The sequence below is a fragment of the Micromonospora sp. NBC_01740 genome, assembly GCF_035920365.1.
Taxonomy (GTDB): domain Bacteria; phylum Actinomycetota; class Actinomycetes; order Mycobacteriales; family Micromonosporaceae; genus Micromonospora; species Micromonospora reichwaldensis.
In genome coordinates this window covers 907486-929646 of record NZ_CP109150.1, presented here as the reverse complement: position 1 = coordinate 929646, position 22161 = coordinate 907486, and the positions used below count along the sequence as shown (strand labels likewise).

Sequence of the window (22161 nt, the reverse complement as noted above, 5' to 3'; positions counted from 1 at the left end):
TGCGGCGACGGATGGGCGGTATCGGTTAGGGTGCGACTCATGCCGAGCGACGTGGTCCGCGTGATCTACCGCAAGTACGACGGCAGCGCCCACCGCGACTACCCGGCCCGCCGGCTGGCCGAGGACGAGCTCGGCGTCTGGCTCGGCGTGACCGAGGGCACGAAGTCCGTCTACCACGGTCGCCCGTCGGTGGAGCAGATCCCGTTCGTCCTCCTGGTGCCGCACCACGCCTGGTGGACCGGCATGTTCAACCCGCCGCCACGGACCAGCGAGGTCTACTGCGACATCGCCAGCCCGGCCCGCTGGGAGAACGACGACACCGTCCACCTCATCGACCTCGACCTCGACGTGGTGCGCCGCCGGACCACCGGCCTGGTGGAGCTGCGCGACGAGGACGAGTTCGCCGAGCACCGGGCCCGCTTCGGCTACCCGGACGACGTGGTGGCGCAGGCTGAGGCGGCGGCCCGGTGGCTGCTCGGGGCACTGGGCGACGGCACCGAGCCGTTCGCCACGTCGTACCGGAAGTGGCTGGCCCTGGTGGTCTGACCCGCCGGCACCGGCCCCCGGGCCGTCACCAGCGCGGCGGCCAGCCGTCCTCCTCCGCCAGCGGCGGCAGGTCGCCCAGCTTCTCCGGATTCAGCTGGTGGAAGACCCCGGTCACCCGGCCCTCGTCCACCGTGAGGGCGGCCACCACCCGCAGCGGTCGCCCGTCCGAGTGCCGGGTCTCCAGGTGCAGGCCCTCGACGCCGTCGACGAGCACCCGACGGGAGCGCAGCGTCCCGCCGTAGCGCCCGGCACGTCCGAACAGGCCCAGGAGGAAGCGGGCCACCGCGTCGGCCCCGAGCACCGGCCGCCGGGCCGCCGGGAAGTGGCCGCCGCTGTCGCCGACGGCGACCACGTCCGGGGCGAGCACCCGTACCAGCGCGGCAAGGTCGCCCGACTCGACGGCGGTCACGAAGGCGGCGAGCACGTGACGCTGCTCGACCGCGTCGGCGGTGTGCCGGGGCGCGTCGGGCGCGTGCACCGCCCGGCGGGCCCGGGAGGCGAGCTGGCGGGCGGCGGCGTCGGTCGTACCGAGCACCTCGGCGATCTGGGCGAACGGCACGGCGAAGACGTCGTGCAGCACGAAGGCCACCCGCTGCTCCGGCGCCAGGCGTTCCAGCACCACCAGCAGGGCGGTGCCGACCTGATCGGCGCGGACCGCCCGCTCCGCGGGGTCGGGCGCGAAGCCGTCGGGGCGCGGGCCCTGGTCGAGCGGCGTCACCACCGGCTCCGGCAGCCACTGGCCGGGGTACGCCTCCCGCCGTACCCGCGCCGAGCGGAGCACGTCCAGGCAGATCCGGGCGCAGGTGGTGGTCAGCCAGGCGCCGAGGTGCCGGATCTCGGCGCGGGCCGCCGGGTCGGCGAGCGCGGCGGCGTACCGCAGCCAGGTCTCCTGCACGGCGTCCTCGGCCTCGCTGCGGCTGCCCAGCATCCGGTGCGCCACCCCCAGCAGCCGCCCCCGCTCGGCCTCGAACTCCGCCACCATCTCCCGCACGCTGCCCCCGCTCCACTGCGGGACGCGTACCGCCCCGCCCGCCCGCGATTCTCCCGCCCCGCCCCCCACACCCCCAAGACCGCCGTCGATCATGCAGTCGTGGTGCCCCGCGTAACGGACCAAGCAGGCGATTCCGCCCGCCACAAGTGCATGATCGGCGGCTCATGGCGCGGGCCGGGGTCGGGGTTGGCGGGCGGGTGGGGCGGATGTGGGTGATGATCCGGTGATGCGAGGGGTCGAGGGGAGCGGCGTGGGCCGCGATGCCGTGGGCCGGGCCGACGTCGTCGTGGGGCCGGTCGGAGGGACGATGCGGGAGCTGCTCCGGGTGGCGCCCGGCGGGGCGGTCGATCTCGGGGCGGTCGATCCCCGGTCGACGCCCGGGCTGCCGGGGCGGGAGGTGACCGGCCCGCAGCGCAAGGAGTGGGCCCGTGGCCAGCTCACGCTGATCGGCGCGGAACTGGGCAGCCAGCAGGAGATGCTCTTCGCCGAGGCCAAGGCCCGGCAGTCGGCGGCTCGACCCGCCGGCGCGGCCGCCGGTGCGGGCGGGTCCGACGCGGCGGCCGGTGGGGCGGGTGGGCGCCGGGTGCTGCTGGTGCTCCAGGCGATGGACAGCGGGGGCAAGGACGGCACCGTCAAGCGGGTAGCCGGCGCGATGAACCCGCTGGGCCTGCACCTCCGCTCGTTCGGCCCGCCCACTCCCGAGGAGTTGCGGCACGACTTCCTGTGGCGGATCCGGCGGGCGCTGCCGCCGCCCGGGTACGTCGGGGTCTTCAACCGCTCGCACTACGAGGACGTGCTCGTGGCGCGGGTCGAGTCGCTGGTGCCCGAGTCGATCTGGCAGGCCCGGTACGACGAGATCAACGCGTTCGAGCGGGAGCAGGCCGAGGCCGGGGTGGCCCTGGTGAAGGTGTTCCTGCACATCTCGTACGCCGAGCAGGGCCGGCGGCTGCTGGAGCGGCTGGACGAGCCGCGCAAGCACTGGAAGTACGACCCCTCGGACGTCGACGCCCGCGCCCGCTGGGACGACTACCAGGCCGCGTACGCCGAGGCCCTGGGCCGGTGCGGCACGGACGCCGCGCCCTGGTACGTGGTGCCGGCGGACCGCAAGTGGTACCGCGACTGGGCCGTCGCGCACCTGCTCCGCGAGACGTTCGACACCCTCGATCTCGGGTATCCGCCTGCCGGTTTCGACGTCCGGCGCGAACGGGAGCGGCTGCTGGGATCGGAGAGAACGGCGTAGGTGAACAGCAGGTGAACGACCGGTGAATGTGGCCTGACCTGGGGGAGGCCGCGCGATTCCCGGTTCCGTCGTTTTCTAGCATTCCCAGGCGGGCACCCTCCGGGCGACCGCCACCCTTCCACCGACACGACGAGGTCCGTGCTGTGAAGTTTTCCTTCCGCCCGAACGAGGGCGCCTTCTACGAGCTCTTCACCAGGGCCGCGCAGAACCTGGTGAAGGGCACCGAGTTGCTCAACGAGCTGGCCCTGCCCGGGGTGGAGGTGCAGTCGGTCAGCGAGCGGCTCACCGAGGTGGAGCACGACAGCGACCAGATCACCCACGAGCTGTACAAGAAGATCAACTCAACCTTCATCACGCCGTTCGACCGGGAGGACATCTACCGGCTCGGGTCGCTGCTCGACGACGTGATGGACCACCTCGAAGCGGTCGGCAACCTGCTCTACCTCTACGGCCTGACCAAGCTCCCCTCGCTGCCCCGCGAGATGCACGAGATGGTCAACGTCCTGGACGCGCAGGCGAAGCTGACGGCCGACGCGATGCCGCGCCTGAAGTCGATGAAGGATCTCGAGGACTACTGGATCGAGTGCAACCGGCTGGAGAACGACGGCGACCAGGTGTACCGGATGCTGCTGGTCCGCCTCTTCTCCGGCGAGTACGACGCGCTGACCGTGCTGAAGATGAAGGAGGTCGCCGACGAGCTGGAGGCCGCCTGCGACGCCTTCGAGCACGTGGCCAACACCGTCGAGACCATCGCGGTCAAGGAGTCCTGATCCTGTGAGTCCCGAACTCATCGCCGTGCTGGCGGTGATCGCGGTGGCGTTGGCGTTCGACTACACCAACGGCTTCCACGACGCCGCCAACGCGATCGCGACCAGCATCTCCACCCGGGCGCTCACACCCCGGGTGGCCCTGGCCATGGCGGCGGTCGGCAACTTCATCGGCGCCCACTTCGGCGCCGAGGTCGCCAAGACCGTCGGCAGCGGGCTGGTGAAACTGCCCACCGGCACGGCGAGCCTCGGCATCGTCTTCGCCGGCGTGATCGGCGCGATCGTGTGGAACCTGGTCACCTGGTACTTCGGCCTGCCGTCGTCCTCGTCGCACGCGCTGATCGGCGGCCTGGTCGGCTCGACCGTCGCCGCGTCCGGCACGGTGCTCTGGACCGGCATCGGGGAGAGCGTGATCATCCCGATGGTCCTCTCGCCGATGGTCGGCTTCGTGCTCGGCTACATCGTCATGATCGCCGTGCAGTGGATCTTCCGGAAGGGGCATCCGGGCCGGCTCAACCGCGGCTTCCGCTGGGCGCAGACCGCGTCCGCCGCCGCCATGTCGGTCGGCCACGGCATGCAGGACGCCGCCAAGACCATCGGCATCGTGGTGCTCGCCCTCTACGTCGGCGGCTACCAGGACGACCCCAGCTTCATTCCGGAGTGGGCGTTCTGGACGTCGGCCGCCGTGCTGGCCGCCGGCACGTACGCCGGTGGTTGGCGGATCATCCGGACCCTGGGCCGGAAGATCATCGACCTCCGGCCGCCGGAGGGCTTCGCCGCCGAGACCGTCGCCAGCGGGGTGCTCTACTTCAACGCGCTGGTCCTCGGCGCGCCGATCTCGACGACCCACACGATCACCTCGGCGATCATGGGCGTCGGCGCCACCAAGCGGCTCTCCGCCGTCCGGTGGGGCGTGGCCGGCAACATCGTCGGGGCGTGGATCCTCACCTTCCCGGCCGCCGGCTCGATCGGCGCCCTGATGTACTTCCTGGTCCGCCCGCTCTTCAGCTGACGTACGCGAAGGGGCCCCTCGTCGACGAGGGGCCCCTTTCCCGTCAGGAGTAGTCGACGCCGATCTGGGCCCGGATGGTGTCGAGGAGCGCCATCACCTCCAGCGTGGCGGCGTGAGGCACCAGAGGGCTCTCCAGGAGGCCCTCGGCGAGGCAGCGCTGGACCTCGGCTGCCTCGTACTGGTAGCCGCCGCCGACCAGCTCACCGGTGATCGTCTCCGGCTCGGCGCCAGCCCGGTGCAGGGTCACCGAACCGGGGCGGAAGAACAGCTCGAGCAGCTCGATCCGGCCGGCGGTGCCGGTGACGGCGGCGGTCACCGGGGTCGCCCCGACCAGGCCGCAGGTCAGCGCGGCCACCGCCCCCGAGTCGTAGCCGAGGACGATCCCGGTGTTCTCGTCGACCCTCTCGGGGCTGAGCTTCGCCCAGGAGCGGACGTGGTCGGGCACGCCGAGCAGCAGGTGGGCCAGGCTGACCGGGTAGACGCCGAGGTCGAGCAGGGCGCCGCCGCCGAGCGTACGGGCCCGCAGCCGGTGCTCCGGCGGGAACGGCCCCGCCAACCCGAAGTCGGCCCGCACGTTCGTCACCGTGCCGATCGCCCCGTCCGCGACCAGCTCGCAGACCCGGCGGATCAGTGGATTCGTCCGCATCCACATGGCCTCCATGAGGAAGACCCCGGCCGCGCGGGCGGTGTCGACCAGCTCCACGCTGGTCGCCAGGTCGAGGGTGAACGGCTTCTCCAGCAGCACCGCGCGGCCGGCCGCGAGGCAGGTCAGGGCCGCCTGGTGGTGCGCGGCGTGCGGGGTGGCGACGTAGACGACGTCCAGCTCGTCGTCCGCGGCGAGTTCCGCCCAGGAGGCGTACGCGCGCGGCACGCCGTGCCGGGCCGCGAACCGTCGCGCGCTCTCGGCGGTACGTGAGCCGACCGCCACCAGTTCGGCGCCCGGCACCAGCCGGAGGTCCTCGGCGAAGCGGGCGGCGATCTGGCCGGTGGACAGGATGCCCCAACGAGTCATGGCGGCCACGCTAGCGAAGATCACCGGACGTCGGCGTGGTCATCCACCCGTCGGGAACTAGGCTCGGCGCATGACGATCGACGCCGACGGCTTCCCCGCACCCCCGGCGCTCGTGGCGCACGCCCGCCGGTTCCACGCCGAGGGCGGCACCCCGGCCCCGCCCCGGGTCGCGGCGACCGTCCTGCTGCTCCGGCCCGCCGGCGACGACTTCGAGGTCTACCTGATCCGGCGGGTCGCCGCGATGGCCTTCGGCGGGATGTACGCCTTCCCCGGCGGCGGGGTCGACCCCTCGGATTCGCAGGCGCACCTGGACTGGGCCGGTCCGACGCCCGCCGGCTGGGGCGAGCGGCTGGGGCTGACCCCGGAGGCCGCCCAGGCGGTCGTCTGCGCCGCCGCCCGGGAGGTCTTCGAGGAGGCCGGGGTCCTGCTCGCGGGCCCCGACACGCAGACCGTGGTCGGCGACGTGAGCGGCGACGACTGGGAGGCCGACCGGGTGGCGCTGGAGCAGCGCCGGGGCGGCTTCGCGGACCTGCTCGCCCGGCGCGGGCTCACCCTCCGGTCGGACCTGCTGCTGCCGTGGAGCCGGTGGATCACGCCGGAGTTCGAGCCGCGCCGCTTCGACACGTACTTCTTCGTGGCACTGCTGCCAGAGGGGCAGCGGACCCGGGACGTCTCCGGGGAGGCCGACCACACCCTGTGGGCCCGCCCGGCGGACGCCCTGGCCAGGGCGGAGGCCGGTGAGCTGACCATGCTCCCGCCCACCCTGGTGAACCTGGCCCAGGTGGCGGCCGGCGGCGACCTGGCCGGCGTGGCCCGCGCGGCGGCGACCCGGGACGCGTCGACCCCGGTCACCCCGCGCCTCGACGTGCCCGACGACGGCGAGCCCCGCTTCGTGCTGGCCTGACCCGTTACGGATCTTGGCAGGAAGCGGCCCCGGGAAGGGCCGGTTCCTGCCAGGATCTCTCAGCGGACCAGGGCCGGGGAGGGCGGCGGCGCTAGGCCACGAAGATGCAGAACGGGTGACCGGACGGGTCCGCGAAGACGTACAGCGGCTCGTCGGAGTCGTCGGTCCGGTCGATCAGGAGTTTCGCGCCCAGGGCCTCCGCCCGCGCACGCTGCCTCTCCAGCTCGGACGCGTCCGGGACCGTGAAGTCGAGGTGCAACTGCATCGGCACGTCGTGCCGGGGCCAGGTGGTCCGAGGCAGGCGGTCGACGAGTTGGAAGGCGAGCTGGGCCGCCCCGTCGGAGTCTCTGAGCACGAGCCAGTCCCGGTCGTCGGCCGTCCCGTCCGTCGGCGGTTCGTCACCGGGCCGGTACCGCAGCCCGAGCAGCTGCCGGTAGAACTCGGCGAGCTCCCGTGGGTTCGTGCTGTCGAGCACGGTGTGCAGCAACCGGGGATATCCAGACATGCCCGTCCTCCGCAGCGACCGGTGGGCGTTTCCGACCCGACCCTAGAGCAGATCCTCCGGTGCCGCCGGGTGTGCCGGCGCGGGCGCGGAGAGGGAAGGACCCCTTCCCCGCAGCGAGAGAAGGGGTCCACCGCCCCACGGCTCAGCCGAAGCGGCCGGTGATGTAGTCCTCGGTCTTCTTCACGCCGGGGTTGCTGAAGATCTTCTGCGTGTTGTCGTACTCGATGAGGCGGCCCGGGTCGCCGGTCTTCTCGATCGAGAAGAAGGCGGTCCGGTCCGAGACACGGGCGGCCTGCTGCATGTTGTGCGTGACGATGATGATGGTGAACTTGTCCTTGAGCTGGAACATCAGGTCCTCGATGGCCAGCGTGGAGATCGGGTCGAGCGCCGAGCAGGGCTCGTCCATCAGCACCACCTGCGGCTCGACGGCGATGGTCCGGGCGATGCAGAGCCGCTGCTGCTGGCCGCCGGAGAGGCCGGCGCCGGGCTTGCCCAGCCGGTCCTTGACCTCGTCCCAGAGGTTGGCCGAGCGGAGCGCCTTCTCCGCCGCCTCCTCCAGGATCGACTTCCTACGGACCCCGTTGAGCCGCAGCCCGGCCACCACGTTCTCGAAGATGCTCATGGTGGGGAACGGGTTCGGCCGCTGGAAGACCATGCCGATCATGCGTCGGACGGCGGTGACGTCCACGTCCCGGTCGTAGATGTCCTGGTCGTCGATGGTGAGGCTGCCCTCGACCCGGGCGCCGGGCAGCACCTCGTGCATCCGGTTGATCGACCGCAGGAAGGTGGACTTGCCGCAGCCGGACGGGCCGATCAGGGCGGTCACCGTCTTCGGCTCGACCGTCAGGTTGATGTTCTCGATCGCCTTGAAGGCGCCGTAGTAGGCGGTGACGCCCGAGGCTTCGATGCGCTTGGCCATGGTGGTGGTACCTCCGGGGTTCATCGGCCGAGCCGGTTGCGACGGGCCAGCAGCTTCGCCGCGACGGTCAGGATCAGCACGAGGGAGACCAGGGTGAGTGCCGCGGTCCACGCCCGTGCCGGCGCGTACCGGGACGCGTCACCGGCCTGCTGGTAGACGAAGAGCGCCAGCGACGACTGGTTGTTCTCGAACGGGTTGAAGTTGATCGCCGCGCCGCCGCCGGCGACCAGCAGCACCGGGGCGGTCTCGCCGGCCGCGCGCGCGATGGCGAGCATGACGCCGGTGACGATGCCCGGCAGGGCGGTCGGCAGCACGACCCGCAGGATGGTCTTCCACTTCGGCACGCCGAGGGCGTACGCCCCCTCGCGCAGCGGCGCCGGGACGAGACGCAGCATCTCCTCGGTGGAGCGGACCACGGTGGGCAGCATCAGCACGCTCAGCGCGAGCGCGGCGGCGAAGCCGGAGAAGCTGGGCCGCCCGTCGTTGAACCACGGCGAGACGATCAGCACCCAGAACGCCAGCACGAACAGGCCGGCGACGATCGACGGGATGCCCGTCATCACGTCCACGAAGAACCGGATCGCGGCGGCGAACCGGCCCCGGCCGTACTCGACGATGTAGATCGCGCAGAGGATGCCGAGCGGGACGGTGATCAGGGCGGCGATGCCGACCTGCTGGAGCGTGCCGACGATCGCGTGGTAGGCGCCGCCGTTCGGGTCCCGCGCGCCGATGTTGTTCATCGAGGTGAGGAAGAAGTCGCCGTCCAGGCGCTCGGCGCCCTTGCTGACCAGCGTCCAGACCACCGAGGCCAGCGGCAGGACGGCCAGCACGAACGCGGAGTGGATCAGCGCGCTCCAGGTGCGGTTGCGGGCCGACCGCCGCCCCTCGACCCGGTTCGCGGCGGCGAACAGGCCGGCCAGGTAGAGCAGCGCGGCGACCACCACGACCAGCACCGGGCCGCCGGTGCCGGTGCCGTACACGAAGGCGGCGGCGACCAGCAGGGCGGCCGCGGCGATGGCCGGCGCGGCGTACCTCGGCAGGCGCCGGGCCTTGAGGGTGGGCGGCTGGGCGGGCGGACGGGTCCGGTGCGGTGCGACGGTGGTGGTCATGCCGCCACTCCGCTCCGCTGCGCGGCGCCATGTGACGCACTGTGTCGATGATTCGCTTGCTGACGCTCGCTCATGCCGCCACTCCGCTTCGCTCCCGTGGCGGCATGAGGCTCCGCCGCACTGTGACGATGATTCGCTCGCTGACGCTCGCTCATGCGGCCGACTCCGTGAACTCCCGGCGGCGGTGGATGATCGCCCGCGCCGTGATGTTGACGATCAGCGTGATGGCGAAGAGCACCAGGCCCGAGGCGATCAGCGCGCCCCGCCCCGTGTCGTTCGCCTCGCCGAACGTGTTGGCGATGTTGGCGGCGATGGTGTTGCCGCCACTCTCGATGAGGTTGAACGAGATGCCGAAGGTGATGCCGAGGGTCATCGCCAGGGCGATGGTCTCGCCGAGCGCCCGGCCCAGGCCGAGCATCACCGCGGCGACGATGCCGGGGCGGCCGTACGGCAGCACGGCGGTGCGGATCATCTCCCAGCGGGTGGCGCCGAGGGCGAGGGCCGCCTCCTCGTTGGCGGTCGGGGTCTGCAGGAACACCTCGCGGGAGAGCGAGGTGATGATCGGCAGCACCATGATCGCCAGGACCAGCGCGCCCAGCATGATGGACTTCCCGAACGGGCCGTCGCCGCCGAAGATCGGGATCCAGCCGAAGTACGTGTTCAGCCAGGCGGAGAAGTCGCGCACCGGATTGATGAAGACGTCGCGGCCCCAGAGGCCGAAGACCACGCTCGGCACCGCGGCCAGCAGGTCGATCAGGAAGCCCAGCGTGGTGCCGAGCCGGCGCGGCGCGTAGTGGGACAGGTAGAGCGCGATGCCCAGGGCCACCGGCACCGCGATCAGCAGGGCCAGCGCGGAGCTGAACACGGTGCCGAAGGCGAGCGCCCCGATGCCGAACTTCGGCTCCGCGTCGTTCGGGAACCAGCCCTCGAAGGTCCAGAAGCTCTCGGTGTTGGCTCCCAGCGCCGGTACCGCCTTGGCGACGAGGAAGACCGCGATCGCGGCGATGACGACCAGGACGGTGGCGCCGGCGCCCAGGGTGAGGGCGCGGAACGCCCGTTCGGCGCCGAACGCCCGGGCCCGGGGCAGCGCGCCGCCGCCGCCCAATCCGGCTCCGCCCGGGGTACGGGTGCTGACTGGTGCCTCGGCCGGACGCGCCGAGGCACCGGCGGGCCGGTCGTGACCTTCGGTCACGCGCGTCCCGCCGGTGCCGGCGTGGGCCGAGCGGTGGGGGGTTTCACCCATCTGCTCGCTCGCTTCGGGTTGAGGTGGTGGTGACGGTGTCGGTGCGGGCGGCTCAGGCGAGGTTCTTGACCGCGGCCTCGACCTTGGCGCGGACCGTCTCGGGCAGCGGGGCGTAGCCCAGCTCGGTCAGGTCGGCCTGGCCCGCGGTGCTCGCGGCGTGGCCGAGGAAGCCCTTGACCAGCGGGAGCTTGTCGGCGGCGAGGCCCTTGGAGCAGACGATCTCGTAGGTCACCAGGACGATCGGGTAGGCCCCGGCCTCCTTGGTGTTGTAGTCGATCTTCATCTTGAGGTCGTCGCCCTGGCCGACCACCTCGGCGCCGGCGATGGTCTTGCCGGCCGACTCGGCGGTCAACTCGGCGAACTCGCCCGCGCCGTTGCCGACCTTGGCGGTCTTCAGGCCGCCGTTCTCGGCGTACGACCACTCGACGTAGCCGATGGTGCCGTCCTGGCCCTTGATGGCGCTGGCCATGCCGTCGGACTTCGCCGCGCCGGTGCCGCCGGGGGCCTTCCATTCCTTGGCCTTGCCGAACGTCCAGTCGGACGCGGCGGTCTTGGTCAGGAAGTCGGTGAAGTTGTCGGTGGTGCCGGAGGAGTCCGAGCGGTGCACCGCGTTGATGGCGGTCGACGGCAGCTTGGCGTCCGGGTTGTCGGCCTTGATCGCCGGATCGTCCCACTTGGTCACCTTGCCGGCGAAGATCTTCGCCAGGGTGGCCGGCTTGAGCTGGAGGTTGTCCACGCCGTTGACGTTGTAGGCGATGGCGACCGGGCCGATGACCATCGGCAGGTTGATCGCGGCGCCGCCGACGCACTTGGCGTCGGCCTGCGGCTGCTCCTCCTCCTTGAGGGCGGAGTCCGAGCCGGCGAAGTCGGCGGTGCCGGCGATGAAGGCCTGGATGCCGGCGCCCGAGCCGGACGGCTCGTAGTTGATCTTGGCACCGGAGCACTTCTGCTGGTAAGCCTTGATCCACTCGTCCATGGCGTTCTTCTGCGCCGACGAGCCCTGGGTGTTCAGCGTGCCGGTGGCGCAGTCGGCGGCGGCCGACCCGGAGGCGGAGGCGCTGCTCGCGGGCTCGTTGTTGTCCGAGCCGCATGCGCTGAGAGCGAGCGTCGCGGTAAGAGCGAGGCAGGCGAGGGTGCCGTGCCGCTGGAGCTTCACCTGAGGGGTTTCCCTTCACGTCTGACTTCGCCCCCGGATTGGGGGGCCGGTATACCGGCGCTCACCGGCTGATCCAAAAGTTAGGAGCGCCAGGTAGCCGGTTCGCCGGTCGGAAGTGAACGGGGAGTGAACAGGTGCGACAGGGCAGATGACCGCTCGCTGAGGGCGGGTTGTCCGTTGTGTGAACTCGGCTGCCGCTGTCGGAAGTATGGGGATCTTCCGGGGCGGCGGCGCGCGCGGCACGGGCCCGGGCCGTCGCGACCCGGGCCCGTGCCGACGTCAGGCCGACTGGTAGTTGACGTGCGCCGACCAGCGGGCGAAGCCGAGCCGTTCGTAGAGCGCGACGGCGGCGGCGTTCGACTCGTCGACGTAGAGCATCACCCGGTCCAGGTCCCGCCGGTCCCGCAGGTACGCCAGGCCGGCCGCGGTCAGCGCCCGGCCGAGCCCGCCGCGGTGGGCCGACGGGTCCACGCCGAGGACGTAGACCTCGCCGATCCGGGCCGAGCCGGGTCGTTCGTGGACCTTCGTCCAGTGGAAGCCGAGCAGCCGGCCGGTGGACCCGTCGACGGCGAGCAGGAAACCCTCCGGGTCGAACCACGGCTCGTCGAGGCGTACCCGCAGGTCGGCGGGGGACCAGCGGCCCTGTTCCGGGTGCTCCGCGAAGGCCCGCGCGTTGAGCGCCAGCCACTCCTCGTCGTCGGCGCCGGGCCGGTACGCGCGCAGCGTCACCCCGTCCGGCAGCGGGTGGTCGGGGATCGGGGCGGTCAGCGGCCGGCGCAGCTGCCAGAGCACCCGGGCCCGGCGCAGGCCCAGGTCGACGCCGAGCGCGGCGGCGGAGGGGTGGTCGCCGTGCGCCCAGACCCGCAGCGGGCCGTCGGCCGCCGCCAGGACGCCCCGGGCCAGCGCGCGGCCTGTCCCGCGCCGCCGGTACGCCGGGTGCACCACCAGTTCCACGCCGATCCCCGCGCCCGGGTCGGTGGTGTCCAGGTGCGCGTACCCGGTCAGGGTGCCGTCGTCCGCCCGGGTGGTCAGGTGCACGGCGGGCGCGTCCGGGTCGCGCAGCCGGAGCAGGACGTGCTCGTCGAACGGGTCCGCCCCGTCCGCGTCGCCGGCGACCCGGGCGAGGGTCGTCACGTCGGCGATCTCCGTGGGGCTGAGGCGGTCGGACCGGGTCACCCGGCCGCTGCTCGCTTCGGGGTTGCTCATGTCGTCACCGTAGTCCGGTCGATCCCCGCGCCGCCGCGCTCGGCCGGCCGCCGGGGCGGTGCGGCGGTCGCCTGGCCGGACCGCCCGTGGTCGGGCCGTCCGCCGGCCGGCTCACGTCCCCCCGTCGGGCAGCGCCTCCACCTCGAACCGGCTGGTCAGGTCGGGCAGGATGCGGTGCAGGGCGTCCACCGTGCCCTGCCGGTCGCCGCCGGCGTCGTGCAACAGCACGACCGAGCCGGGTACGACGTCCGCCACGACCGTCGCCGCGATCCGGCTGGCTCCCGGCAGCTCCCAGTCCGCCGGGTCCACGGTCCAGTGCAGCGGCGTCATGCCGAGTTCGTGGGACACCGACACCACCTGGCCCGTCCAGGCGCCGCCGGGCTGCCGGTAGTACGCGATCGGCGCGTCGGGCACCGCCGCCCGGATCGCCTCGCTGGTGCGCAGCAGGTCCGCCCGGATGGCGGCCGGCGACCGGCGGCCGAGGTCGACATCGTGGTTCCAGCTGTGGTTGCACAGGGTGTGCCCGTCGGCCGCGATGGCCCGGATCAGGTCCGGGTGGCGCTGGGCGTTCTCGCCGACCACGCAGAAGGTGGCCCGCACCTGGTGCTCGCGGAGCAGGGCGAGCACCTGCGGCGTGTACCGCGGGTCCGGTCCGTCGTCGAAGGTCAGCGCGACCAGCGAGGTGCCGCTGGTGGTCTGCGCGCCGAACGGCCCGTCGGCCGGTACCGGCGACGGCGTGCCCTGGGGGCTGGCGCCGCCGTCCTGCCCGGCCTCCGCCGGGCTGGTGCTCGGCGCACCCTCCGGGGTCCGGCGCGGAGTGTCCTTCGTCGGCGGCTGGTCGGCGTAGTGCGGGCCGGTGGCGCTGGTGGTCACGCTGGACCGGGACGTCGGCGGGTCGGGGACCAGGCTGCGCCCGAGGGCGTACGCGGAACCGAGCAGCGCGGCGACCACCAGCGTGACGAGCCCGATGGTGCGCGCGGCCGAGGGGTCCCGGATCAGTGGGCCCCATCGTGTCGATCCGCCGCCGCCCCCGTGGTCGATGCGCACTCCGCCGCCCCCTTTTTGTCGCAAACCCGGCAGTCAGAATAGAACCGGCTAGCAGCGCAAAAAGGGCATATGCGAAACCGTCCCTGAAAGGGACGGGGAGGTCAGACCGGCAGGGGCGCGTGCTCGCTCTCCGGCAGGGACCGCGAGGGCGGTACGACGAACTTGTAGCCCACCTGCCGCACCGTGCCGATCATCGACTCGTACTCGGAGCCGAGCTTGGCGCGCAGCCGCCGGACGTGCACGTCGACGGTGCGCGTGCCGCCGAAGTAGTCGTAGCCCCACACCTCGCGCAGGAGCTGGTCCCGGGTGAACACCCGGCCCGGGTGCTGGGCCAGGAACTTCAGCAGCTCGAACTCCTTGTAGGTGAGGTCGAGCGGCCGGCCCTTGAGCTTCGCGGCGTAGGTGTCCGGGTCGATCGTCAGCTCGCCGGCGCGGATCGAGCCGCCGGCCCCGGAGGTGGCGTTGTTCAGCCGCCCGACGGCGAGCCGCAGCCGGGCCTCCACCTCGGCCGGCCCGGCGGCGGCGAGGATGACGTCGTCGACGCCCCAGTCGGCGTTGAGCGCGATCAGGCCGGCCTCGGTGACCACCGCGACCAGGGGCACTCCGAGCCCGGTGGCGTGCAGCATCCGGCAGGTCGCCCGCGCCTCGCTCAGCTCGGAGCGGGCGTCGACCAGCACCGCGTCCGGACTGGGGCCGGCGACCAGGGTGCGGACGTCGCGTGGCGCGGTGCGGACCGAGTGCGGCAGCAGGTCGAGCGCCGGCAGCACAGCGGATGGTTCGCCTGCGCGCGCGGTCACCAGCAGCAGGATCTCCACGATCACCTCCGTCCCGGCGGCCGTCGGCCGCGCGCGACCAGCGCACTCCGTGGCGGGGCGTGACGCTGATGAACTTGCGTGGGTCCCGGCGTCGCTGACGGGCGGGTAACGGCTTGAGCGTAACCGAAGGCCCCGGTCGCGCCTCCACGTCCTTTCCCGTTTGCCCGGCTTGCCCCTGATCGTGACCCCAGGTTTTAACGTTGCCGAAACCGTGGCCCCCGCATCGGCCGGCGGGTCTGGCACGATCGGGGCGTGTTTCCCTCCAGCTCGCCCGAGACCGGCCGCGACCAGTGGCCCGACGGGCCCCGCCCCGGGCCGTCCGGCCCGTCCCGTGGCCAGCCGCCGGCGCCGCGCACCGGGCCGGCCCCCGACGACGACGGCGAGCGCCGGGAGCGCAGCGGCCCGCGCCGCGCCCGGCGGGCCGGTGAGCCGGCCCGGCGACCCGACGACGAGCCGGACGACGAGCCGGACGAGGAGCTGGTGGAGCCGGTCGAGGTGCGCCGCCCGCTCGCGCTGACCGTCGCCGGGTTCGCCGCGCTGCTCGGGGTGGGTCTGGTGCTCGGGGCGCAGACCGCCGGCCCGGGGCACCGCCTGCCCTTCGCGTTCGTCGTCTTCGGCGTGCAGTTGCTCTTCGTGCTGGCCTGGACGATGGCCATGCGACCGCCCGCGCTGCTGCTGGTGGCCGCCGTCAGCGCCGCCGCCGCGGTGGCGGCCGACACCGCGGCCGTGCAGACGGACGTCGCCGGCCTGGCGCCGCTGGGCTACGTCGCGGCGGGCGGCTTCGCCCTCGGGGTGCTCGGCCAGCTCGTCCGGCGGGTCGACCGGGTGCGGGTGACCGACTCGCTCGGCAGCACCCTGCTGATCGTGGTCGGCGTCGTCGCCTTCGCCACCCTGATCGTGCTCAGCCGGATCCCGGCGGGCACCCAGGCCATCACGGTGTGCCTCACCGCCAGCGCGGTCGCGCTCACCGTCGCCCGGCTGACCGACGCGGTCGCGCCGTGGCCGCGGCTGGCCCCCCAGGTGCCCCGGGGCGCGGCCGGCGTGGTCGCCGGCGCGATGGTCGGCACGCTGGTCAGCGCCGTCCTCGGCAGCTACCTGGTGACGCCCTTCACCCCGACCCGGGCCGCGATCATCGGGCTGGTCGCGGCGGTCACCGCCGTGCTGGCCGACCTTGCCGTGGGCTACGCCGAGGCGGGCCGGCTGATGGCGGGGGAGCCGCCGACCATGTGGGTGGCCCGGCACATGCAGGGGCCCCTCGGTGGCTTCGCCCTGGCCGCGCCGGCCGCGTACGCCATGTGCAAGCTCGTTCTCTGACGCGGCGGTTGAGCTTTTCCCCGATCGGGTACCACCGGTGGGCCGCTCCGCGGCACCCTCGGCACTGACGACAGGAGGCGGCGTGGCGCACGACGACACGTACGAGGAGCGGCCCCGGCGACGCGGGCGCAAGGTGCTCATCACCCTCGTCGTGCTGCTGCTGGTCCTGGGCGGACTGATCGTGGTGGCCGACCGGGTCGCCGTGGGGGTGGCCGAGCGGGCCATCGCCGACCAGGTCCGACAGGAGATCGCCAAGCAGGGGGCGCAGTCCTCGCCGCCGGAGGTGGAGGTCGGCGGGGTCCCGTTCCTCACCCAGGTGCTCGACGGCCGGTACGAGCGCATCTCCATCGCGCTGCGCGACGTGCAGGGCTCGGTGCGGGGCGACGCGGTCGCGCTGCCGAAGCTCGACGTGGACGCCCGCAACGTGCGCGCCTCGCTCGACACCATCCGCTCGGGGCAGGGCGACGTGGTCGCCGAGACCGTCGACGGGACGGGCACCATCAGCTACGACAGCCTCGCCAAGCTGCTCGACCGGCCGGGGCTGACCCTCGGCGAGCAGAACGGCCGGCTGGCCGTCACCGCCCCGGTCGACATCCTCGGCCAGCGTCTCACCGTGACCGGCACCGCCGACATCACGGTCGGCAAGGAGGGGCAGGTGGCGCTGAAGTTCAACGACCTGAGCGCCGACGGCCTGCCGAACCTGCCGCTGGCCCGGACGCTGCTCAGCAACTACGCCCGCAGCATCTCCATCGACGTGCCCCTGCCCGAGCTGCCGTTCCAGCTCGCCGTCCGGGAGGTCCGGCCGCTGCCCGAGGGGCTGACCGTCACCGCGGACGCCAGGAACGTGCCGATCAACTCCGCCGCCGGCTGACCGACCCGACCGATCCACCGCCTCCGGCCCCGGCCCCGAGCCGCCCGCGCTTGCGCCCGCGTCCGCCCGCCGGTCAGGAAGGGCCCTTCCTCCACCGATTGCGACAGGAAGGCGCACTTCCCTGCACCCCGGGCTACCAGTACGTGCGTCCCGGATGCTGGTCGGCCCCCTGGTGTGGCCGTGCCCGGCTGGTAGGCTCCCTGCTCATGGGGACGCTCCTCACCAAACGGCGCGCGGTCGACCTGTGCCGCGTGGCCACCTGCCTGTGTCGCCCCGTCATCTGACGGCGGGGCTGTCCTCGGCCGCCTAGCGGCCACCGGCACACAGGGATTTTTTCTTCTCCCGTGCTCTCTTTCAACGCCCGGCAGCGGCGCCGTCGCACGAACCCGTGATCCGTCCATACGGTGGATCCCGCGCGTGGTGCGATCGTCACGACTTTCGATGCCCTCGTGCTGGTTCACCATCCATCCTCACCAGGGAGTGATCTGATGAGTCGCGACACCGCACTCGTCTCGGCCGAATGGGCCGAGAAGAACCTCGACGCCCCGGGCGTCGTCTTCGTCGAGGTCGACGAGGACACCTCGGCCTACGACACCGGCCACATCGCCGGCGCGATCAAGCTGGACTGGAAGACCGACCTCCAGGACCAGGTGCGCCGGGACTTCGTCAACAAGAGCCAGTTCGAGGCGCTGCTCTCCGAGCGGGGCATCAGCAACGACGACACCGTCATCCTCTACGGCGGCAACAACAACTGGTTCGCCGCGTACGCGTACTGGTACTTCAAGCTCTACGGCCACCGCGACGTGAAGCTGCTCGACGGCGGTCGCAAGAAGTGGGAGCTGGACGCCCGTCCGCTGGTTGGGGACACGGTGACCCGCCCGGCGACGCAGTACGTGGCGCAGGAGCCGGACACCTCGATCCGGGCCTTCCGTGACGAGGTCGTGGCCGCCATCGGCACCAAGAACCTGGTCGACGTGCGCAGCCCCGACGAGTTCGCCGGCCGGCTGCTCGCCCCCGCCCACCTGCCGCAGGAGCAGGCGCAGCGGGCCGGGCACATCCCCACGGCGATCAGCGTGCCGTGGTCCAAGGCGGCCAACGAGGACGGCACCTTCAAGTCCGACGACGAGCTGCGCAAGATCTACGCCGACGCCGGGCTGGACGACAGCCGCGAGACCATCGCGTACTGCCGGATCGGCGAGCGCTCCTCGCATTCCTGGTTTGTGCTCCAGGAGCTGCTCGGCCACCGCAACGTGAAGAACTACGACGGATCCTGGACCGAGTACGGCTCGCTGGTCGGCGTGCCGGTCGCGCTCGGCGACGAGCCCGGGGAGGCCTGAGCCATGACCGCACCCACCGCTGCCGGCTGCGCCGCGCCCGACCAGGCCGCCCCGCTGCCCGCGAGCCTGGACCTGGAGAAGGAAACCGTGATCACCGGCGTCGTCCGCTCCGACGCGGGCGAGGCCGTCCCGGGCGCGTACGTCCGGCTGCTCGACTCGACCGGTGAGTTCACCGCCGAGGTGGTGACCTCGCCGGCCGGCCAGTTCCGGTTCTTCGCCGCGCCGGGTGCCTGGACCCTGCGGGCGCTTTCCCGGCACGGCAACGGCGACACCGCCGTGACCGCCGCCCGGGGCATCAACGAGGTCGCCGTCACGGTCGCCTCCTGACCCTTCCACGCTCTGATCGGTCCGTGGCCCGTCGCCTTCGCAGGTGGCGGGCCGCGACCGTCTCCGGGCACGGTCGACCGGCGTGACACGATTGCCCCCGTGAACGGCGTGGAAGCGGCGGGGCAGGCCCCGCCTACCGGTCCCGATCGGCCGGCGGCCCCCCGACGGTGGCTGCCCTGGCTGCTCGCCGGCACGGTGGCGTGGGCGGTGCTGCTGGCGGCGCTGACCTGGCTCTCGGTGCGCAACGATCCGCCGACCGTCCGGGAGCAGCGCACCCTGACCGAGGCCGGCCCGCTCGTCGACCGCGCGGTCGGCGCACTGGTCGCGGCGGCCGGCGACACCGCCGTGCTGACCCCGCCCGTGGTCGACCGGGGCTGCCGCGTCACCCCGTTCGCCGAGGGCGCCACCCTGACCCGCGGGGTGGACGTGTTCGTTCCCAGCGGCCTGGAGCGGTCGCTGCTGGAGCGGGTCGCCGACCGACTCCCCGAGGGCTGGCGGGCCGGGGTCCGGGTGACGGCGGAGGACGGCCCCCGGCTGCGCGCCGACGCGGGCGAGTTCGTCACCGTCTCCGGCGGGGTCGAGGCGGACGGCCTCGTCCGGCTGACCGCCGACACGGGCTGCCGGCCGGTCGGCGAGGGCTACACCGCGCCGGCGGTCGGCGCCGACGGCGCCGAGGCCGAGGCCCTGGCCGCGGCGCTGCGGGCGCTCGGCGGCCCGCCCGGGTCGGCCGCCGAGGTGGTCGTCGCGCCGTGCCCCACCGGCGGCACGGCCCGCACCGCCCGCGCCGCCGCCATCCCGGCCCCGCCGTCGCCGGCCGACGCGCTCGCCTCCGTGGCCCGCGTCCCGATGCTGGACACCGCGCAGGCGTACGCCTACCGGCGCGGCGCCGCCATGGTCGTCGCCGACCTCTCGGGCGACCAGGTCGTCGTCTCCGTCAACACCGGCTGCCCCGCCTGAGGAGGTGGTCAGCGGCCGCGCGGGTGGTCGTGCGGGGCGCGGCTGCGGCCCAGGGCGTCGACGTGGCCCCAGCGGCCGGGGATGTCGAGCAGCTCGATCCGCCCCATCCCCTCGGGCACGGCGGGGTCGATGATCAGGTGGTCGCCCTGCGGCTCCAGGCCCAGCATCACCCGGAGCAGCAGCAGCGGCGTGCCCGCCGACCAGGCCTGCGGGCTGCACGCGGTGGGGTACTCCACCGGGTAGTCGGTGAGGTCCCGCTCGTAGCCGGCGAAGGCCTCCGGCAGTCGTCCGTCGAAGAACGGGGACGCGGCCAGCATGGCCTCGCAGATCTGCCCGGCCTCCCGGCGGAAGCCGTACCGCCACAGCCCCCAGGCGATGATCGAGTTGTCGAACGGCCACACCGTCCCGACGTGGTAGCCGACGGGGTTGTAGCGCCCCTGGTCGTCGGCGAGGGTCCGGACGCCCCAACCGGAGTAGAGCCGTGGCCCCATCAGGTGTTCGGCGATCCGGCCGGCCCGTGACTCGTCGACGATGCCGCTCCACAGCAGGTGCCCGATGTTGGAGGTGAGCGCGTCCACCTGCAGGCCGTCGGCGTCCAGGGCGAGCGCGTAGTACTCCCGTTCCGGGATCCAGAAGTCCCGGTTGAACCGGATCTTGAGCTCGGCCGCCTCCCGCTCCAGCCGGTCGGCGTACGCGGGGTCGCCCCAGAACTCCCGGGCCAGTCGGGCGCCGCGGATCTTCGCGTCGTACGCGTAGCCCTGGAGTTCGCAGGTGGCGCGGGGGAAGCCGGGGAACCGGCCGTCGCGGTACGAGATCGAGTCCCAGGAGTCCTTCCAGCACTGGTTCGCCAACCCGGTCTGCGGGTTGCGGGTCTGGTACCAGAGGTAGCCCGTGCCGAGCAGGTCCCCGTACGTGTCGATCCAGGCGAGGGCGGCCCGGGTCTGGGCCTCCAGTCCCCGTACCAGCCGGTCGTCGCCGGTCCACCGCTCGTACTCGTCGAGCAGGATGACGAACAGCGGCGTCGAGTCCGCCGAGCCGTAGTACGGCGAGTGCGGCTGTTCCTCGAAGCCCGCCGTCTCGCCGTAGCGCAGCTCGTGCAGGATCTTGCCCGGCTCCTCGTCCCGGAAGTCGTCGATCCGGTGCCCCTGGAGGCCGGCCAGCATCATGAGGGTCGGCGGGATCAGCTCCGGCAGGAAGGGCAGAACCTGGAGCGAGGTGATGATGCTGTCCCGGCCGAACAGCGTCATGAACCACGGCAGGCCGGCGGCCACCAGGCGTACGCCGAGGGTGATCGACTCGTAGCGCAGCGCCGCCAGGTCGTGGAGGCTCTGCCGGTACGCCCCGGCCAGCGGCTGGCAGTCGCAGCCGAGCTTGGGCGCCCGGGCGACGAGCTCGTCCTGCTCGGCCCGGATCGCGTCCGGGCTGCGGCTGCCCCCGTACTGCGGGAGGTTGGCCCGGATGTCCTCGCCGCGCGCGCCGTAGACGACTGTCGACACGTGCAGCCGCGTCGTCCACTCGCCGCGCGGGCCGACCCGGACCCGGTAGGTCATGCCGGAGACCTCGATGTGCGCGGGCATGCTGGTGCGGATGACCGTCTCGCGGTGGAACCTCTCCCGGCGGTAGGTCAGGCGCAGCTCGTTCTCGCCGACGGTGGCGGTGGAGTGGCCCTCCTTGCGCCGGACGTGCTTGATCTCGAACAGGTCCGCGAAGTCGGCGCCCATGGCGAGGTGGACGACGAACTCCATGTCCTCGCCGGAGTGGTTGAGCAGCGTCAGCTCCTCCTCGAAGCTGCCGCCGATGGCCCGGCTCCGGATCATCGAGACCTTCGCGTCCAGGTAGTGCGTCGGTTCGCCGGGCACGAGGAAGAAGCGGGTGCGGAAGGACTCCGCGGTGTCGACGGAGAGGGCGTGCAGCCGTTCGCCGTCGAGGGTCAGCAACCAGGTGGAGAGGTGCCGGGTGTCGAACGAGAAGAGCCCGGTCGGGAAGTCGAGGGACGGCTCGATGTCGCCGCGGCTGTCGCTGACCAGGAAGGTGTTGCCGTCCAGGATGCTGACCAGTTCCTTCACGGCAGCCGCCCGGCCTGTTTGCGGGCGACCGTGCGGGGGTCGCGGGTGCCGGGCGGGTCGGGGAAGAACCGGTGGAACAGCAGGAAGAGCACGATGTCGCCGCTGAAGCTGCTCTCGTTGCGCAGCACCGACGAGATCGCCTGGGCCCGGCCGGTGACGAGCCGGTCGAACAGGTCCGCGCTGGTGTACCAGATCGCGTCGGCGGGCCCCCGGTCGCGGCTCACCTCGATCTCGCCCGGACGAAGGTGGACCAGCCAGTGCACCGTCTGACCGCCCTCCGCGAGGTCGATCTGCATCGTTCCGCTGACCGGGCTGACCAGCACCTTGGGGGCGCGCGCCGGCAGTGATTCGAAGAATCGCTCCGTCGCCTCGGTCACACCCGAATCGTAGGCATCTGTCCGACCTGTCGGGCCGGTATCGGCGGGCGGCGGTCAGTAGACCAGGGCCTGGGCCCCCTCGGCCATCGTCTCCTCGACGAACACCGCCGCGCCGGCGATGCGGACACCCGGCAGCACGTCGTCCGGCCCGATGTCCCGCCGGGCGGCGCACTGCGTGCAGGCGGTCACCGTTCCGGTGGTGAGGATCACGTGCAGCAGCTCGGCCAGCGGGGCCGAGTGCGGCAGCTCGAACTCCTGTGCCTTGCCCGGCAGCGCGAACCAGGTCGACTCCCCGGTCAGCCAGAGCGACACGTGCACCCCGGCGGCGGCTGCGGTGGCGGCGACGGTGAATGCCTGGGCGCACCGCTCCGGGGCGTCCGCGCCGGCGGTGGCCTTGACGACGAGAGTGCGGGCCATGGGGCCCAGCATAGGATGGTCAC

At 72.8% G+C, this 22161-nt stretch carries 24 protein-coding genes; 11 read left to right on the top strand and 13 right to left on the bottom strand.

What is annotated here, in order from left to right; translation table 11 throughout:
• Positions 1 to 39 precede the first annotated feature (39 nt).
• Positions 40 to 546 carry a DUF402 domain-containing protein gene (locus tag OG989_RS04470; RefSeq protein WP_151457101.1) on the top strand — a complete coding sequence of 169 codons (507 nt, stop codon included), beginning with the start codon at positions 40 to 42 and terminating at the stop codon, positions 544 to 546.
• 25 nt (positions 547 to 571) lie between these two features.
• Here the strand turns inward: OG989_RS04470 and sigJ are convergent, their stop codons facing one another.
• Entirely contained in the window at positions 572 to 1528 is a 957-nt protein-coding gene (gene sigJ, locus OG989_RS04465; protein ID WP_327029763.1) for an RNA polymerase sigma factor SigJ, read from the bottom strand.
• A 316-nt stretch (positions 1529 to 1844) separates the two neighbouring features.
• Here sigJ and OG989_RS04460 point away from each other — a divergent pair, with 316 nt between their 5' ends.
• The 3 genes from OG989_RS04460 (at position 1845) to OG989_RS04450 (ending at position 4556) form a co-directional block, all read left to right on the top strand.
• Positions 1845 to 2777: a PPK2 family polyphosphate kinase gene (locus tag OG989_RS04460; protein ID WP_327029762.1), complete on the top strand. Its 933-nt coding sequence runs from the start codon at positions 1845 to 1847 to the stop codon at positions 2775 to 2777.
• 143 nt (positions 2778 to 2920) lie between these two features.
• Complete coding sequence (locus OG989_RS04455) at positions 2921 to 3547, top strand: DUF47 domain-containing protein (RefSeq protein WP_088998168.1); 627 nt, start codon at positions 2921 to 2923, stop codon at positions 3545 to 3547.
• A gap of 4 nt (positions 3548 to 3551) precedes the next feature.
• Positions 3552 to 4556, top strand: coding sequence for an inorganic phosphate transporter (locus OG989_RS04450; RefSeq protein ID WP_132239992.1), 1005 nt, complete (start codon positions 3552 to 3554; stop codon positions 4554 to 4556).
• A 43-nt stretch (positions 4557 to 4599) separates the two neighbouring features.
• On the opposite strand, the gene OG989_RS04445 is transcribed toward OG989_RS04450, so the two are convergent.
• A complete protein-coding gene (locus OG989_RS04445; protein WP_151452957.1) occupies positions 4600 to 5568 on the bottom strand; it encodes a Gfo/Idh/MocA family protein in 969 nt (322 codons plus the stop codon).
• 70 nt (positions 5569 to 5638) lie between these two features.
• Between OG989_RS04445 and OG989_RS04440 the strand changes: the two genes are divergently transcribed.
• Positions 5639 to 6472 (top strand): NUDIX hydrolase, encoded by an 834-nt coding sequence (locus OG989_RS04440; protein WP_151452958.1) that lies wholly within the window; start codon positions 5639 to 5641, stop codon positions 6470 to 6472.
• Positions 6473 to 6563: 91 nt separating this feature from the next.
• On the opposite strand, the gene OG989_RS04435 is transcribed toward OG989_RS04440, so the two are convergent.
• The 8 genes from OG989_RS04435 to OG989_RS04400 all read right to left on the bottom strand — a co-directional run bounded on the left by OG989_RS04435 (position 6564) and on the right by OG989_RS04400 (position 14478).
• Positions 6564 to 6977 carry a VOC family protein gene (locus OG989_RS04435; RefSeq protein ID WP_327029761.1) on the bottom strand — a complete coding sequence of 138 codons (414 nt, stop codon included), beginning with the start codon at positions 6975 to 6977 and terminating at the stop codon, positions 6564 to 6566.
• 142 nt (positions 6978 to 7119) lie between these two features.
• Positions 7120 to 7896 carry a phosphate ABC transporter ATP-binding protein PstB gene (gene pstB, locus OG989_RS04430; RefSeq protein ID WP_132230738.1) on the bottom strand — a complete coding sequence of 259 codons (777 nt, stop codon included), beginning with the start codon at positions 7894 to 7896 and terminating at the stop codon, positions 7120 to 7122.
• Positions 7897 to 7916: 20 nt separating this feature from the next.
• Entirely contained in the window at positions 7917 to 9005 is a 1089-nt protein-coding gene (gene pstA / locus OG989_RS04425) for a phosphate ABC transporter permease PstA (RefSeq protein ID WP_151452960.1), read from the bottom strand.
• A gap of 151 nt (positions 9006 to 9156) precedes the next feature.
• Positions 9157 to 10248 (bottom strand): phosphate ABC transporter permease subunit PstC, encoded by a 1092-nt coding sequence (gene pstC / locus OG989_RS04420; RefSeq protein WP_151452961.1) that lies wholly within the window; start codon positions 10246 to 10248, stop codon positions 9157 to 9159.
• Positions 10249 to 10300: 52 nt separating this feature from the next.
• Positions 10301 to 11404: a phosphate ABC transporter substrate-binding protein PstS gene (gene pstS / locus OG989_RS04415; protein ID WP_327029760.1), complete on the bottom strand. Its 1104-nt coding sequence runs from the start codon at positions 11402 to 11404 to the stop codon at positions 10301 to 10303.
• 279 nt (positions 11405 to 11683) lie between these two features.
• On the bottom strand, positions 11684 to 12610 hold the full coding sequence (mshD, locus tag OG989_RS04410) for a mycothiol synthase (protein ID WP_327029759.1): 927 nt from the start codon (positions 12608 to 12610) through the stop codon (positions 11684 to 11686).
• Positions 12611 to 12721: 111 nt separating this feature from the next.
• Positions 12722 to 13651: a polysaccharide deacetylase family protein gene (locus OG989_RS04405; RefSeq protein WP_442791940.1), complete on the bottom strand. Its 930-nt coding sequence runs from the start codon at positions 13649 to 13651 to the stop codon at positions 12722 to 12724.
• A 107-nt stretch (positions 13652 to 13758) separates the two neighbouring features.
• Positions 13759 to 14478 carry a winged helix-turn-helix transcriptional regulator gene (locus OG989_RS04400; protein WP_192581269.1) on the bottom strand — a complete coding sequence of 240 codons (720 nt, stop codon included), beginning with the start codon at positions 14476 to 14478 and terminating at the stop codon, positions 13759 to 13761.
• Positions 14479 to 14724: 246 nt separating this feature from the next.
• On the opposite strand from OG989_RS04400, the gene OG989_RS04395 reads away from it, so the two are divergent.
• The 6 genes from OG989_RS04395 to OG989_RS04370 all read left to right on the top strand — a co-directional run bounded on the left by OG989_RS04395 (position 14725) and on the right by OG989_RS04370 (position 19278).
• Entirely contained in the window at positions 14725 to 15786 is a 1062-nt protein-coding gene (locus OG989_RS04395) for a hypothetical protein (protein ID WP_151452965.1), read from the top strand.
• 82 nt (positions 15787 to 15868) lie between these two features.
• Positions 15869 to 16657, top strand: coding sequence for an LmeA family phospholipid-binding protein (locus OG989_RS04390; protein WP_327029758.1), 789 nt, complete (start codon positions 15869 to 15871; stop codon positions 16655 to 16657).
• Positions 16658 to 16863: 206 nt separating this feature from the next.
• The gene (locus OG989_RS04385) at positions 16864 to 16941 is read left to right on the top strand and encodes an Ms5788A family Cys-rich leader peptide (RefSeq protein ID WP_311202345.1); all 78 of its coding nucleotides are present in this window, start codon (positions 16864 to 16866) and stop codon (positions 16939 to 16941) included.
• Between the two features lie 204 nt (positions 16942 to 17145).
• On the top strand, positions 17146 to 17994 hold the full coding sequence (locus OG989_RS04380) for a sulfurtransferase (RefSeq protein WP_327029757.1): 849 nt from the start codon (positions 17146 to 17148) through the stop codon (positions 17992 to 17994).
• Positions 17995 to 17997: 3 nt separating this feature from the next.
• Complete coding sequence (locus OG989_RS04375; protein ID WP_132230747.1) at positions 17998 to 18321, top strand: DUF1416 domain-containing protein; 324 nt, start codon at positions 17998 to 18000, stop codon at positions 18319 to 18321.
• 99 nt (positions 18322 to 18420) lie between these two features.
• Positions 18421 to 19278, top strand: a complete 858-nt coding sequence (locus OG989_RS04370; RefSeq protein WP_151452969.1) for a hypothetical protein — start codon at positions 18421 to 18423, stop codon at positions 19276 to 19278.
• A gap of 8 nt (positions 19279 to 19286) precedes the next feature.
• On the opposite strand, the gene OG989_RS04365 is transcribed toward OG989_RS04370, so the two are convergent.
• Genes OG989_RS04365 through OG989_RS04355 form a run of 3 tightly spaced genes read right to left on the bottom strand, consistent with a single transcriptional unit; the run spans position 19287 to position 22150 of the window.
• Positions 19287 to 21344, bottom strand: coding sequence for an amylo-alpha-1,6-glucosidase (locus tag OG989_RS04365; protein WP_327029756.1), 2058 nt, complete (start codon positions 21342 to 21344; stop codon positions 19287 to 19289).
• Positions 21341 to 21721, bottom strand: a complete 381-nt coding sequence (locus OG989_RS04360) for an SCP2 sterol-binding domain-containing protein (protein ID WP_327029755.1) — start codon at positions 21719 to 21721, stop codon at positions 21341 to 21343. Before OG989_RS04360 ends, OG989_RS04365 begins: the two co-directional genes overlap by 4 nt.
• Positions 21722 to 21775: 54 nt before the next feature.
• Entirely contained in the window at positions 21776 to 22150 is a 375-nt protein-coding gene (locus OG989_RS04355; RefSeq protein WP_132230751.1) for a DsrE family protein, read from the bottom strand.
• Positions 22151 to 22161 lie beyond the last annotated feature (11 nt).

Coding starts and splice junctions, on each gene's coding strand:
- pstA (WP_151452960.1), bottom strand. CDS start 9,005: ATGACCACCACCGTCGCACCGCACCGGACCCGTCCGCCCGCCCAGCCG.
- OG989_RS04375 (WP_132230747.1), top strand. CDS start 17,998: ATGACCGCACCCACCGCTGCCGGCTGCGCCGCGCCCGACCAGGCCGCC.
- OG989_RS04385 (WP_311202345.1), top strand. CDS start 16,864: ATGGGGACGCTCCTCACCAAACGGCGCGCGGTCGACCTGTGCCGCGTG.
- OG989_RS04440 (WP_151452958.1), top strand. CDS start 5,639: ATGACGATCGACGCCGACGGCTTCCCCGCACCCCCGGCGCTCGTGGCG.
- pstB (WP_132230738.1), bottom strand. CDS start 7,896: ATGGCCAAGCGCATCGAAGCCTCGGGCGTCACCGCCTACTACGGCGCC.
- OG989_RS04380 (WP_327029757.1), top strand. CDS start 17,146: ATGAGTCGCGACACCGCACTCGTCTCGGCCGAATGGGCCGAGAAGAAC.
- sigJ (WP_327029763.1), bottom strand. CDS start 1,528: ATGGTGGCGGAGTTCGAGGCCGAGCGGGGGCGGCTGCTGGGGGTGGCG.
- OG989_RS04435 (WP_327029761.1), bottom strand. CDS start 6,977: ATGTCTGGATATCCCCGGTTGCTGCACACCGTGCTCGACAGCACGAAC.
- OG989_RS04460 (WP_327029762.1), top strand. CDS start 1,845: ATGCGGGAGCTGCTCCGGGTGGCGCCCGGCGGGGCGGTCGATCTCGGG.
- pstC (WP_151452961.1), bottom strand. CDS start 10,248: ATGGGTGAAACCCCCCACCGCTCGGCCCACGCCGGCACCGGCGGGACG.
- OG989_RS04470 (WP_151457101.1), top strand. CDS start 40: ATGCCGAGCGACGTGGTCCGCGTGATCTACCGCAAGTACGACGGCAGC.
- OG989_RS04445 (WP_151452957.1), bottom strand. CDS start 5,568: ATGACTCGTTGGGGCATCCTGTCCACCGGCCAGATCGCCGCCCGCTTC.
- mshD (WP_327029759.1), bottom strand. CDS start 12,610: ATGAGCAACCCCGAAGCGAGCAGCGGCCGGGTGACCCGGTCCGACCGC.
- OG989_RS04355 (WP_132230751.1), bottom strand. CDS start 22,150: ATGCTGGGCCCCATGGCCCGCACTCTCGTCGTCAAGGCCACCGCCGGC.